At 43.1% G+C, this 14,305-nt stretch carries 10 protein-coding genes and 3 pseudogenes; 6 read left to right on the top strand and 7 right to left on the bottom strand.

Going from position 1 to position 14,305, the window contains the following annotated elements; all coding sequences use genetic code 11:
• The 3 genes and pseudogenes from FTV41_RS12780 to FTV41_RS12770 all read left to right on the top strand — a co-directional run.
• Nucleotides 1-129: pseudogene (locus FTV41_RS12780) on the top strand (IS1 family transposase); the annotation flags it as partial.
• Between the two features lie 388 nt (nt 130-517).
• Nucleotides 518-2,005: a SulP family inorganic anion transporter gene (locus FTV41_RS12775; protein WP_005146104.1), complete on the top strand. Its 1,488-nt coding sequence runs from the start codon at nt 518-520 to the stop codon at nt 2,003-2,005.
• A gap of 12 nt (nt 2,006-2,017) precedes the next feature.
• A complete protein-coding gene (locus FTV41_RS12770; protein WP_179996658.1) occupies nt 2,018-2,869 on the top strand; it encodes a universal stress protein in 852 nt (283 codons plus the stop codon).
• Nucleotides 2,870-3,114: 245 nt separating this feature from the next.
• Here FTV41_RS12770 and FTV41_RS12765 read toward each other — a convergent pair whose 3' ends face one another.
• The 6 genes from FTV41_RS12765 to FTV41_RS12740 all read right to left on the bottom strand — a co-directional run bounded on the left by FTV41_RS12765 (nt 3,115) and on the right by FTV41_RS12740 (nt 11,002).
• Nucleotides 3,115-3,681, bottom strand: coding sequence for a recombinase family protein (locus tag FTV41_RS12765; protein WP_120376091.1), 567 nt, complete (start codon nt 3,679-3,681; stop codon nt 3,115-3,117).
• A gap of 186 nt (nt 3,682-3,867) precedes the next feature.
• A complete protein-coding gene (locus tag FTV41_RS12760) occupies nt 3,868-4,767 on the bottom strand; it encodes a cation diffusion facilitator family transporter (protein WP_150378254.1) in 900 nt (299 codons plus the stop codon).
• Nucleotides 4,768-4,853: 86 nt separating this feature from the next.
• Complete coding sequence (locus tag FTV41_RS12755) at nt 4,854-7,994, bottom strand: efflux RND transporter permease subunit (RefSeq protein WP_096902762.1); 3,141 nt, start codon at nt 7,992-7,994, stop codon at nt 4,854-4,856.
• Nucleotides 7,984-9,213 (bottom strand): efflux RND transporter periplasmic adaptor subunit, encoded by a 1,230-nt coding sequence (locus FTV41_RS12750; protein ID WP_016658777.1) that lies wholly within the window; start codon nt 9,211-9,213, stop codon nt 7,984-7,986. The genes FTV41_RS12755 and FTV41_RS12750 overlap by 11 nt, the downstream gene beginning before the upstream one ends.
• 1 nt (nt 9,214) lies before the next feature.
• On the bottom strand, nt 9,215-10,540 hold the full coding sequence (locus FTV41_RS12745; RefSeq protein ID WP_150378253.1) for a TolC family protein: 1,326 nt from the start codon (nt 10,538-10,540) through the stop codon (nt 9,215-9,217).
• 48 nt (nt 10,541-10,588) lie between these two features.
• Nucleotides 10,589-11,002 (bottom strand): cation efflux protein, CzcI-like, encoded by a 414-nt coding sequence (locus tag FTV41_RS12740; protein ID WP_225530251.1) that lies wholly within the window; start codon nt 11,000-11,002, stop codon nt 10,589-10,591.
• A gap of 292 nt (nt 11,003-11,294) precedes the next feature.
• On the opposite strand from FTV41_RS12740, the pseudogene FTV41_RS12735 reads away from it, so the two are divergent.
• A pseudogene (locus tag FTV41_RS12735) lies at nt 11,295-11,525 on the top strand (hypothetical protein); the annotation flags it as partial.
• Nucleotides 11,526-11,653: 128 nt separating this feature from the next.
• Here FTV41_RS12735 and FTV41_RS12730 read toward each other — a convergent pair.
• A pseudogene (locus tag FTV41_RS12730) lies at nt 11,654-12,736 on the bottom strand (BREX system Lon protease-like protein BrxL); the annotation flags it as partial.
• 297 nt (nt 12,737-13,033) lie between these two features.
• Here FTV41_RS12730 and sul2 point away from each other — a divergent pair.
• A complete protein-coding gene (gene sul2 / locus FTV41_RS12725) occupies nt 13,034-13,849 on the top strand; it encodes a sulfonamide-resistant dihydropteroate synthase Sul2 (protein WP_001043260.1) in 816 nt (271 codons plus the stop codon).
• An 86-nt stretch (nt 13,850-13,935) separates the two neighbouring features.
• Complete coding sequence (locus tag FTV41_RS12720; RefSeq protein ID WP_000251875.1) at nt 13,936-14,238, top strand: phosphoglucosamine mutase; 303 nt, start codon at nt 13,936-13,938, stop codon at nt 14,236-14,238.
• The last annotated feature ends 67 nt before the right edge of the window (nt 14,239-14,305 follow it).

The following is a 14,305-nucleotide window of genomic DNA, read 5'->3' as shown; positions in this document are numbered from 1 at the left end:
AAAGTTTTACGTACTTTAACTGAATCAACCTATGAAATTCAGCCTCAGCAAAGTCATTATGAATCTCTCGAAGTAGATGAGTTCTGGAATTTTGTTGGAAATAAAAAGAATAAACAATGGCTTATTTTTGTTCAAAAGTCATATTTTACCTCGGAGAAACCGGACATTTTTATTGGTGAGAATATAGACACTTTAAATGGGTTCTAACACTCTCGTTTCGTATAACAGCCATTATGTTAAATGGACATAAATCAATTCTAAAATTATCTATGATCATTCTTACTTTTACTTCAGTACTGCGGTTAGGGTGGATAGAAAAGGGCCTAACTGCTATCATTGCCCCCGAAACCCTCCAAAATAGATATCTTTCTTAATATGACACTTACGCCACCATAAGTTTATTTATCTCTTAAAACAGTAAATAACTCATCACTGTCTAGTGATGTGGTGTAGTAGCTTGTGTGTCATATATCACATCACTAGCCTTTCCTAAAATTTAAAAAAATAGGCTATTTTCATGTTATCCACTATTCGAGAACAATGGTTCTCCAATATTCGCGGGGATGTTCTTGCGGGTATTGTTGTTGCTTTGGCTCTAATTCCTGAAGCAATTGCCTTTTCAATTATTGCAGGTGTCGACCCTAAGGTAGGGTTATATGCTTCATTCTGTATTGCCGTGGTGATTTCTTTCGTAGGCGGTCGTCCAGGGATGATTTCTGCTGCAACTGGTGCTATGGCTTTATTAATGGTCACACTGGTTAAAGAGCATGGTCTGCAATACTTATTAGCAGCCACAATTTTGACAGGATTTATTCAAATCCTAGCAGGCTATCTAAAATTAGGTGCATTGATGCGCTTTGTGTCAAAGTCGGTTGTGATTGGCTTTGTGAATGCCTTGGCTATTCTAATTTTTATGGCCCAATTGCCTGAACTCACCAATGTGACATGGCATGTCTATGCGATGACAATTGGTGGTTTAGCCATTATTTATCTATTCCCCTATATCCCAGTAATAGGCAAGCTTTTACCCTCTCCCCTCATCTGTATTGTACTCCTCACGCTCTTTGCCTTGTTCATTGGTTTAGATGTAAGAACCGTAGGTGATATGGGGCAATTACCAGATACTCTTCCAATTTTCTTGCTTCCTGATATTCCTTTAAATCTTGAAACTTTAGCTATTATTTTGCCTTATTCACTGGGATTAGCAGCCGTCGGTTTGCTTGAATCTATGATGACAGCAACGATTGTCGACGATTTAACAGATACCACCAGTGATAAAAACCGTGAGTGTAAAGGACAAGGCGTTGCCAATGTCGCTTCAGGCTTCTTAGGCGGAATGGCAGGCTGTGCCATGATCGGTCAATCAATTATTAATGTGAAATCTGGTGGTCGTACCCGTTTATCTACCTTTAGTGCGGGGGTCTTCCTGTTAATTATGGTGGTGTTTATCAGTGACTGGCTCAAAGTCATTCCAATGGCTGCACTGGTTGCCGTAATGATCATGGTTTCAATCGGAACATTTAACTGGGATTCACTGCGCAATATTCGCCAATATCCCTTCTCTAGCAATATCGTAATGATAGCGACAGTGGTTGTGGTTGTTGCCACACATAACCTGGCTTATGGCGTATTAGTCGGTGTTCTTCTTTCTGCATTATTTTTTGCTAACAAAATTGAACGCTACATGGCAATTCAGTCCGAATTTAATGAACCTGAAAGTACCCGTACTTATACGGTGACGGGTCAAGTGTTCTTCAGCTCGGCAGATAAATTTACGTCTGCATTTGATTTCAAAGAAGCACTTTCAAAAGTTGTGATTGATGTTAGTCAGGCTCACTTTTGGGATGTGTCTGCGGTCGCTGCCGTAGATAAAGTGGTCATTAAGTTTAGACGTGAAGGAACAGAAGTCGAACTGATTGGAATGAATGAAGCCAGTAAAACGTTAGTCGATAAGTTTGGTATCCATGATAAGCCAGATGCTTTAGATCGCTTAAATAGCCACTAAGAGGGATGAATTATGTCAAAAATTATTGCATGTATTGATGGATCATTAGCAACAAATACCGTTTGTGATTATGCAGCTTGGTTTAGCGATAAATTGAATTCACCTCTTCAGTTATTGCATGTCATTGATAAGCCAAAAGCGAAAGCACCACAAGATTTAAGTGGTGCAATTGGTCTAGGAAGTCGAGAAACCTTGCTAAACGAGTTGGTTGAACTGGAAGAACGTAAGGGGAAAATTGAGCTAGAGCATGGCCAAATTCTTCTTCGGGAAGCAAAAAACTATCTATTGGAGAAGTTCTCTATTGATGCTCAAAGCTTTCAACGCCATGGCAGTCTTTTAGAAACAATCATGGGAATGGAAGAGGATATTCGAGTTCTTGTTATGGGTAAGTATGGAACTGAAACCGAGCACAATTCCAGTAAAGTTGGAACCCATATTGAAAATGTTGTTCGTGCTCTTCATAAACCCGTGTTAATCACATCCTCACCGTTTAGTCCACCTCAGTCATTTTTAATTGCTTTTGATGGAAGTCCTACTGCACGTATTTGTGTAGACAAAATTGCAAATAGCCCTTTATTAAAAACCCTGACAGCTCATGTGGTATATGTTGGTAAGCCAAATAGTGATATGACATCACAAGTCACTTGGGCAAAAGAGCTACTTGCAAATAATGGTTTTGATGTCATTGATAGTGTGCTTGAAGGTGATGTTGAGAAATCTATATTGGATTATCAAGAAAAAAACGTTATTGATATGATTGTGATTGGTGCATATGGTCATTCAAAGATACGCCAGTTTTTTATTGGTAGTACGACGACCAAATTGTTATCAAGTTCTACAAAACCAGTATTATTACTAAGATAATTTTTACAAGATAAAGGGATAGTTAAAAACTATCCCTTTTTTAGAATTTCTAAAATTAACATAATACACCTTATACGTAATGTGTTATAATTCCACTTAGAAATCAATGCTGTAGTTTCTAGTTGATAGCCCACCTTCCCCAAGGTGAGCTTTTTTTGTGATTTTTCACGTTCCACGCTTAAAATTCGAACAGTGTTTCATGATTTTTATAAGTTAAACTAAATTTAGTTGCTAATCCCAATAAGCTATTCACTAACTTGTAAATATCGGTATACCGCCTGACGACTAATCCCAAAAGCTTTCCCTAATGCCATTTTCGATGGATACGTCCCCTCCTTCCATGCTTGTCGTAAAGCTTCAGCTTGGTCAGGCTTTAGTTTATGCACCCGACCTTTGTACTTCCCCTGAGCAGAGGCGAGTTTTATTCCTTCCTTTTGCCGCTCTAAAATGATCTCACGTTCGAACTGTGCAAAAGCACCCATCATTTGAAGCATCAAATTATCCATCGGGGTGGATTCGGCTGTAAAAGTAATATTTTCTTTTACAAACTGGATGGCGATCCCTCGTTTGACCAGTTTATCTACTTCAGTGACCAAATCTTTTAGGCTTCGCGCAAAACGATCCATTGAATGTACAATCACCCTGTCCCCTTCCCGGACATAGTTCAACATTTCCTGAAATTTAGGTCGGTCAGTATTTTTACCTGAAGCACGGTCAACAAAAATCCGGTCGACCTCAATTCCTTCAAGTTGACGTCCAGTGTTTTGCTCGACAGAACTTACCCGGACATACCCTACTTTTTGGCCTTTCACTTTTTCACGCCCCAATTGGATAAAAATGAACAATTTCGTAAATTATAATTCTTTAACACTAAAGTTACATGTTACTTATGATTAAAAATCATTTAAATGATACATAATTTCATGAACTTTCAGATTGTAACTTTAGGGTATACTTTAAAGTTACACAAAACATCTATATGAAGACTAAAGTCCAAATTAGTGTTTATGTTGGTTCAATGTATTACATTTCGTATTTTCTATTTGTAACGTAATTTCAGTAATATTATGATTATGTTTTAGAACTTCTAAGGCCTTTTGATAGAGTTGATCTGTATTGCTATTCGGAGCAACCAAATGAGCAGTTAAATGAATATTTCTTGAGGATATAGCCCAGACTTTCAACTGATGAATCCCTTCAACGCCCTCTAGCTTCAATAAATCATTTCTTAACGACTCAATATCAATCTCATCAGGAACTCCTTCAAGCAGAATATGAATACTTTGTTTTAATAAAATCCAAGTTCGAGGTAAGACCCAGAAGCCAATTAACACAGCGATTACGGTATCAACCCACATCCACTGGGTAAAATAAATAACTATTCCTCCGATAATCACGCCTATCGATCCTAGAGCATCACTAAGAACTTCTAAATATGCACCTTTTATATTTAGACTTCCTTCAGCACTAGCAGAAAGGATTTTCATTGAAATCAAATTTATGACCAAACCAATGACCGCGACAATCATCATTCCAACACTTTGAATTTCAGCAGGGTTCGTAAAACGTTGATAAGCTTCATATACAATATATATTGCTACCACAAAAAGCATCACCGCATTAAACAGAGCCGCTAAAATTTCAAATCGCTGATAGCCAAAAGTTCTTTTATCATCTGCGGCTTTTTTACCAATTTTGATAGCGGCAAGAGCAATAGCTAAAGCGGCTACATCAGTAAACATATGAGCTGCATCAGATAACAAAGCCAAACTTTGGGTAATAAAAGCAGCGACAACTTCTACTATTAAAAAAGTAGTCGTTAAACCTAAGGCAACCATTAACTTCTTACTATTTTCTTCAGTAACAACCGCATGGCCATGATCATGATGTTCTGACATAAAATATTTTCCTTATTCTATTTATGATGAGCAGAGATATTGGATAACAGCCAATATCTCTGCTGTAAATCGACTAATCTATTGGATTAAGAAACTTTCTTTTCATTTATCCAACGATAAAGCACGGGTAACAGCACCAAAGTTAGTAATGTTGAAGAGATAATCCCGCCAATCACTACGGTTGCCAGTGGCCGTTGAACCTCAGCCCCTGTTCCGGTTGCCAGCGCCATTGGTACAAAACCCAGTGAAGCCACACAAGCTGTCATCAACACTGGTCTTAAGCGCAAAATAGCCCCTTGCCACACGGCTTTATGCACTGGATATTTGTCCCTTAATTCCTTAATAAAGGTCAGCATTACCAGTCCATTGAGGACTGCAACACCAGATAAGGCAATAAAGCCAATTCCAGCTGACATCGATAATGGAATATCCCTTAGCCAAAGGAACAGCACACCACCGGTCAAGGCAAAGGGTACCCCGGTAAAGACCAATAGACTTTCTTTGACATTGTGAAAGACCGCCATCAGTAAAATAAAGATAGTGATTAAAGCCAGTGGAATCACGATTTGCATCCGTGCTTTGGCTGAAGCCAAATTTTCAAACTGACCTCCATATTCTATCCAATAACCACTTGGCAAAGTGTATGCTTTGAGCTGTGTCTGTACATCAGAAACAAAAGACCCTAAATCACGCCCTTCAACATTCGTTGTAACCACAACTCGGCGTTTACCATTTTCTCGACTGACTTGGTTGATTCCTTCAATGGTCGAGACTTGCGCGACATCCGACAATAAAATACTGCCACCATTTGGAAGCTGAATAGGTAACTGGGAAACAGATGCGACACTACGGTCTTGCTCTCCAAGACGGATAACAAAATCAAAACGACGATCGCCTTCTAAAATCTCTCCCACGCTTTGTCCACCAATACTTGCAGCCACCACATCCTGAATAGATTTCACACTCAAGCCATACTGGGCAGCTAAAGCTTTATCAATCTCTACATTGAGTAAAGGCAGACCCGAAGTTTGTTCAACTTTCACCGCACTGCTACCTGCGACTTGCTGAATGATTTTCGCGATTTTTGCAGCCTCAGTATTCAAAACCTGCATGTCATCACCAAAAACCTTCACCCCCACATCACTGCGTATACCTGAAATCAGTTCATTAAAACGTAGCTCAATAGGCTGAGAAAACTCACTGTTATTGCCGGGAATTGTCGCAAGATAAGCTTCCATTCGGGTTCGAAGTGCATCTAGGCTTTCTTTTGAATCTGGCCATTCCTCACGTGGTTTCAGCATGATATAACCATCGGAAATATTCGGTGGCATCACATCTGTCGCCACTTCAGCAGTCCCGGTACGGGCAAATATAGCTTTAATTTCGGGAAAGTTTTTCAGTAAAAGCTTTTCGGTATTTTCCTGAATACGTAAAGACTCTTCCAAGCCTGTGCTTGGAGAACGTAATTGCTGTACCGCAAAATCACCTTCACTCAGCTGGGGTGCAAACTCACTGCCAATCTTCGTGCTGAGCAGACCCGTAATGACCAGGAGACAAATGGCAAAAGTTAAAACCACCGCTTTGTAATGATAGGCTCCATCCAATATCTGTTGATATCGGGTTTTGAGCCAGATCATCCAACGGCTTTCCGTTTCTTTGATCTCCCCTTTAACCCATAAAGCAACTGCAGCGGGCACAAAGGTGATCGATAAAATAATAGCTGCCACCAGTGCGAGAACAACGGTTAAAGCCATCGGATGAAATAGTTTTGCTTCTACACCACTTAAAGCAAAAATCGGCAAATACACCACCAAAATAATAAGCTGACCAAAAATAAGAGGACGACGTGCTTGGCGGGCAGCCAGAAAAACTTCCTTAAAGCGTTCACTTTGTGTGAGAGGTCGTTTTAACAGTTGCTGTGTATGGGCTAAACGCCGGATACAGTTTTCGACAATCACCACAGCACCATCGACAATGATGCCGAAATCGAGTGCACCTAAACTCATCAGATTGGCACTGATATTTTTCTGTGCCATCCCGGTTAAGGTAAACAGCATAGAGAGTGGAATGACACAGGCAGTAATCAAGGCAGCACGGATATTCCCTAAAAACAGGAACAGAATGATGATGACCAGGATTGCTCCCTCTACCAAGTTTTTCTGAACGGTTTTAATCGCCTTCTCAACCAAGGTAGTACGGTCGTACACCGTTTCAATCACTACCCCTTTAGGCAAACTATTCTGAATATCTTGAAGCTTGGCATCCACAGCTTTAGAAACAGTCCGGCTATTTCCACCCATCGCCATCATGGCAATCCCTAAAACGGTTTCTTTGCCGTTATAGGTTGCCCCACCGGTTCTTAAATCATGCCCAATAGAGACTTGCGCAATATCACCAACCCGAATTGGGCTGCCATTTGGGCTACCCAGCATGGTGTTCTCAATATCAGAAAGCCCATTGAATGTACCCGGTACACGTACCGTCAATTGCTGACCATTGTCTTCAATATAACCTGCACCTCGGTTCTCATTATTTTGCGCTAAAGCCTGTTGCAGTTGTTCTAATGAGATATTCAGTTGCTGCATCCGGTTTAAATCGGGAGAGACCACATAGGTTTTTTCAAAACCACCAATACTGTTGACCTCTGCAACTCCCTTAACACGTTGCAGTTGAGGACGCACAATCCAGTCCTGAATCTCACGCAAATCCATCGGCGTGTATGCAGTTCCATCCGGCTTTTTCGCATTCGGATCTGCCTTCAGTACCCATTGATAAATCTCACCGAGACCCGTAGAAACGGGGGACATCGTCGGTGCGATTTGTGCAGGCAACTCAGATTGCGCCTCCTGTATCCGTTGGTTAATCTGCTGACGGGCCCAATAAATATCAGTCCCATCTTTAAAGACAATGGTGACTTGAGAGAGTCCATAACGGGATATGGAACGGGTAAGCTCCAGATCCGGAATGCCAGCCATGGCATTTTCAATGGGATAGGTAATCCGCTGTTCGACTTCAAGCGCAGTAAAACCCTTGGCTTGAGTATTAATCTGGACTTGGGTATTGGTAATATCGGGTACAGCATCAATCGGGAGTTTCTGATAGCTATACACCCCGACCGCAATCCAGGTACAGACAAAGAGCAACACCCAAATCGCATTTTGTATGGAAAACTGAATGATTCGTTCGAATAAACCTTCTGGTTTTGGCAGATCAGAATTAATGTTCATGGCCTGCCTCGTCTTTTTCTAATTCAGATTTCAACAAGAAACTGCCTTGAGCGATATACTTCTGCCCTTCAGTCAGCCCAGAAATCACTTCAAGCCATTGTCCATCACTTGAAGCCTGCCCCAATTGCACTTTCTGTGCTTTTAAGTGGACTTGACCTTTTTGTTCTGAATCTACGATGAAAATACTGTCTTCACCTTCAATACTTTGCAGCGCAGACTTTTGAATCCGAAGGGCTGATTTTGCTGTAGCTTCCGGAATCAACACTCTCACTAACACATTAGAACGCAACTCAGTAGCTTGCGCATCGAGTTTTGCGCGCACCACCAGACGCCCTGTTTGTACATCTGCCTGAGAGGTTAAGCTTTGTACAGTAGCTTTATAGATTTGATCTGAATCATTCACTTTAAAGTCAATTTTTTGCCCGGCTTGCAGTTGACCTGAGAATTGATTCGGCAAATTAAACTCAAGCCATAAATCTTTCAGCTGTTCAATGACAAAGAGCTGATTAGCCAGTTGCACATTTTCACCGACCACAATATCTTTTTGACTGATCACCCCAGAGATCGGTGCTTTAATCAGAAAACGCCCATTGTTATTGCCACTTGCACCTAATGCATTTAAACGTGCTTGTGAGGACTGGACAGTAATCTGCGCTTGACGGTAGGCATTTTCGGCACGCTGGTAATCCTGTTTGGCAGAAATCCCCTGTGACCAGAGTTGCTGTTCGCGCTGGTAATCTTTACGGGCCAAATCCAGATTCACCTGTGCCATACGCAGATTTGCCTGTTGGTCGATCAGTTCAGGCACGATTAGTACAGCCAGCGTTTGTCCTTTTTGCACGCTCTGTCCTAAAGCCACATTGACCTGCTCGACATGACCACTAAAATTAGGCGATATATGCGCTTGTTGATCGGTATTCACCACCAATTTACCTGGCAGGGTTGTCAGCTTTTCAACCAATCCTGTGGATGCAACAGCAACTTTTAAACCTTGTTCAACCATTTGTTGGCTGGTCAGTTGTATTTCGCCTTCTTCAGCATGTCCTTCTTCAGAACTATCTTCATCAGAATGTTCGGCATTTCCCTCATCATGACCATGCCCCTCAGATTCAGTTTTTTTTGAACTTAACCAAATAACCAGACTGACCAAGACCGTAATCAGAATCAAAATTGCAATCATGAGAGACTGGGATATTTTTCCGTTTTGCTTGGCGTTCATTTTATCGTGCTCCCCCATTGATTAAATTTTGCGATGCTTCGACTGCCTTTTTATTCAGTTGTGTATAGGCATCCGAACGGCTAATTTCTTCATAACTTGTGCCAATACTGAGTGCCTCAGCTGCGAGGGCAGTTTGCCAAGCTTGACGTAGAATTTGTAATTGACCCAATCGAAGATTCTGCAGTTGGGTGGTTGCTTGCTGAACGTCGGTAATGGACAGTTTCCCTGCCTGAAACCCTTGTAAAGTACGGCTCTGAACTTTGGTCGCCAAAGTAACTTGTGCTGTTGTGGCATCGAACTGGCTACGTAAACCTTTGAGCTGATGCACGCTGTTGGCAATATTGAGTATTTGTTGCTTCAGCTCACGCTGCTGCTGTTGGTTCAGCAATATTTGCTGTTGCTGGACCATCGGGATCGCATATTGCTGGCGGTTGAAAATATTCAGTGGAATAGCCACGCCGATTGCCAAAGTCGTATCGTTGCTTTCATTAGGGGTTTTGCTACGTTTCATGCCTACATTTAAAGTCGGATTGGGACGTGCCTGAATTCTTAAATTTTCAATTTGATGATCCGATTGCTGAATGTTCAAGGCATAGAATTTTTCTAGCCACCCTTCAGCAATATACCGTTGCACAGTTTGGAGACTTTGCTCTGGCCAAGGGATAGCGGTTTTATTCAATTGAAGATGTGAAGATGTTTCTCCCCCCCACAAATTAGACAGCTGACGACCGGCAGCTTGTTTATTCAGCATCGCTTGCTGATAAAGTCGTTGGATTTCTAGCGCTTCAATTTGGGTACGCTCAAAATCAACCAGGGCAATACTGCCTGCCTGATAGCGTTTCTGGGCACTGTCCAGATTGGCTTTACTTGTTTTTAACTGTACTGAATAAGCAGACTGCTCAACCTCAGCAAGTGCAAATTGCGACCATGCAAATTTAACAATCAGTTGGCTTTGTGCCTTCCATAATTGCTGTTGCAATTGGATTTGTTGATTCGAGGTATTGGCAATCACCCGGTTCAGCTTACGCTGACCAAATAGATCTAGAGGTTGACTAACGCCAACATTGAATTCCTGTTCTTGACCTGAGCCAAAGCCAGACTGTTCTAAACTTATACTTGGATTCTGCCATAACCGACTTTGCTGAATATTCAATTCAGATATTTGCTGAACTTGTTGCCACAGCTTGTCTTGAGTCTGGTAACTTTGTACTTTTGCTAAAGCGGATTCAAAGCTGGTAACGTTTTCAGCATAGCTATATTGCATAGCCGCTGCACATATACAAGCAACCAAGCTATGACGCAAGAGTATAATTGATTGTGAAGACATGATTTTTCCCACTTATTTAAATAATAAAAGTGGTGGGAATGTTTTAGGCTACCCCACCATGAGCGGGGAAAATTCGGGAGGTGGGCTTTGTTGAAACAGGTCAGGAGCCTGATAGCTGTTTTTCCAATGAAATTGTGGATTCACTTTAACTTCAGAGCTTGGATGAAACACATCTACTTTTTCATTTTGTACAATCAAATGCGTCATCGATGGTAGATGATCTTGATGATCTTCACCGATTTCTAAATCGCTACTGAATGTTTTTATGTTTTCTGACTGTCCATTATGATCGTGTTGACGACTATCGCTGGCACACAAGGTATTTTGGTGATGACCAAAATGATAACTCTGCTGTGATTGAGGCTGTTGTTCATGGACACAAAAGGCCGCCGCCACATTCCAAAAGCTTTGGAACATGAACAATCCAACCAAGACTGTAATCCATGTAGTAGAACGCATCATCATAACAATCGAAAAATTTGTACCAAGTATAAGGCTTAGAGCCACTCCAAGGTCAAGCTTAATAAATTAAATTAAACATTCAATGAACACTGAATAGCCGGCACTTTTGCAAATTTACCTTGTCTCTATAAGCTCACATCAATTTCAGGTAAGAATAACAATAGATAGTGAACCGTACCGGGTTTGTCGGAGACTTTTTATTTAAGTTAGGCCACCTGACCTAACGGGTTAATCTTATCATTGTACATTGCTTCAAACTCAAAAGGCGATACATTGTCAACGGCATTCTAAAATTGACCCCTTTTACCTTACAAATGGCAAAGTAAAATTGCCCCCTGAAATCAGAGAAAGAGCGGTTCAATTATTGATTGAATCTGAAAAAGATTATCCTTCTACTTGGGCAGCAATCACAGCTATTGATCCTAAAATCGGTTGTACTCCTGAAACATTGCGTGTTTGGTATCAAAAATATTTAGATCAACAAAATCCTGTCAAAGTACAACAGATATCTGATCAAAAAAAATGAAGGGTAATCCCCCCTAAAATACTAGCTCTTTAAAAGAGGCAGTATTATGCTTTTACAACATGGTGTTTAACTTGAGAAACTGAATTTAAAACAATCTACTGTAACTCTTCCAGACAGATATGAAATTAATCCACCCCTAACCCTTTAAACACCGCATCCACCGGATCTGCATAAAAGCTGGTCTGGAACTTGGTAAACAGTTCCACAGGAATCGTTGGGATATCTGCCGCACTACTCATTGGTAAAGCAACCTTCTTGGCACCCGCATCAAAAGCAACTTGCAGACATTCGGCAATACTTTCCACCGGTGTCACTGAACCACCCAAGCTCATATCACCCAGTACCACCATCTGACTTTGTACCGATCGTCCTAAGAGGCCAGAAGCGAAAGCCACTAAACTTGGCAGAGCAAGATGGCTGAGCGGGCCGGTATTCTGTAATTCCACCACATGTAAGTGGAAATCATGTTCCAGCACCTTACTGCCCCCCGAGATCCGGGATGCATTGGCCTTGAAGTAATCAAAAGCAATCTTGACCTGTTCTTTGGCACTACTTGAATTCCATAAGCCAGATGTCGCCAATTTTCCTGAACCTTTAGTGACTTGAAGTTCTAAGCGGTATAAGCCTGGCATGCCCTTATTACTGAGGCCAATGGTATACAGGAAGCCTGGTTTAGCAGGACCTTCGGGAATAAGTCCACCTCCACCCTGCTCTTTTACCGAAACAAAATGCTCTTCTAGGGTGTCATTGTCGATATAGCTAAAATGCACATCATAGAATTCCATCCCCCCAATTTTTTTCAGCTGTTCTTTGACCCGACGGCGCACCTGCAGCGCATATTCCAGGCATTGCCGTACATCTTCTTTGTTAAATTGACCATGTGGGTAGAGCAGCTTCATCAATCCAGAAACCGTCTTGCGAACGGCAATCACATCACGCTGATTCAGGTTATTCCCTAGCTTAAAGTACTTCTCAATGGCATCCGCAAAACTACGCTTACGCATTTCCCGGAAGAACTCAGCCAGATAATCAACGATCAAGCCATAACGGTTGGTAAAGAATTCCGGGCGCATTTTCGGAATTTCCCAACCCGGGATATAGGCATGAAAGCGATCAAAGAATGCTGAATCGATCATGGCTTCAGGAAAAGGAGCCAATAAGTGGCTAGTCTTCACCAAGGATTCAACACTTTGGTTAATATTACCCACAATATTGTAAACAAGACATTTTTATCTTTTATATTCAATGGCTTATTTTCCTGCTAATTGGTAATACCATGAAAAATACCATGCTCAGAAAAGGCTTAACAATATTTTGAAAAATTGCCTACTGAGCGCTGCCGCACAGCTCCATAGGCCGCTTTCCTGGCTTTGCTTCCAGATGTATGCTATTCTGCTCCTGCAGCTAATGGATCACCGCAAACAGGTTACTCGCCTGGGGATTCCCTTTCGACCCGAGCATCCGTATGAGACTCATGCTCGATTATTATTATTATAGAAGCCCCCATGAATAAATCGCTCATCATTTTCGGCATCGTCAACATAACCTCGGACAGTTTCTCCGATGGAGGCCGGTATCTGGCGCCAGACGCAGCCATTGCGCAGGCGCGTAAGCTGATGGCCGAGGGGGCAGATGTGATCGACCTCGGTCCGGCATCCAGCAATCCCGACGCCGCGCCTGTTTCGTCCGACACAGAAATCGCGCGTATCGCGCCGGTGCTGGACGCGCTCAAGGCAGATGGCATTCCCGTCTCGCTCGACAGTTATCAACCCGCGACGCAAGCCTATGCCTTGTCGCGTGGTGTGGCCTATCTCAATGATATTCGCGGTTTTCCAGACGCTGCGTTCTATCCGCAATTGGCGAAATCATCTGCCAAACTCGTCGTTATGCATTCGGTGCAAGACGGGCAGGCAGATCGGCGCGAGGCACCCGCTGGCGACATCATGGATCACATTGCGGCGTTCTTTGACGCGCGCATCGCGGCGCTGACGGGTGCCGGTATCAAACGCAACCGCCTTGTCCTTGATCCCGGCATGGGGTTTTTTCTGGGGGCTGCTCCCGAAACCTCGCTCTCGGTGCTGGCGCGGTTCGATGAATTGCGGCTGCGCTTCGATTTGCCGGTGCTTCTGTCTGTTTCGCGCAAATCCTTTCTGCGCGCGCTCACAGGCCGTGGTCCGGGGGATGTCGGGGCCGCGACACTCGCTGCAGAGCTTGCCGCCGCCGCAGGTGGAGCTGACTTCATCCGCACACACGAGCCGCGCCCCTTGCGCGACGGGCTGGCGGTATTGGCGGCGCTGAAAGAAACCGCAAGAATTCGTTAACTGCACATTCGGGATATTTCTCTATATTCGCGGTTCAGCAGGCATGTCCCCTTTGAGGGCGACCCGACGACAGGATAATCGACCTTATGGTGCGCAAATATTTCGGCACAGACGGTATTCGTGGCAAAGCCAACGAAGGCGCGATGACGGCGGAAACCGCCTTGCGCGTCGGCATGGCGGCTGGCCGTGTCTTTCGTCGCGGTGACCACCGCCATCGTGTCGTGATCGGCAAGGATACGCGCCTGTCGGGCTATATGCTTGAACCCGCGCTCACAGCCGGTTTCACCTCGATGGGCATGGACGTATTCCTTTTTGGCCCGCTGCCGACAACGTATAGGAAGAATAAACGCCCTTTTCACCCAAGTCCAACAGCTTTGGACCGCAGTTGACTCTTTCGACACCCCTGCGATGCAACCCAATCCGGCTGACGGGGAGCCAGCAACGCTGAAAATTTAC

Source organism: Acinetobacter sp. YH16051 (assembly GCF_013417135.1).
Taxonomy (GTDB): domain Bacteria; phylum Pseudomonadota; class Gammaproteobacteria; order Pseudomonadales; family Moraxellaceae; genus Acinetobacter; species Acinetobacter towneri.
The sequence above is the reverse complement of the archived record's forward strand: the minus strand, read 5'-3'. Positions and strand labels throughout refer to the sequence as shown.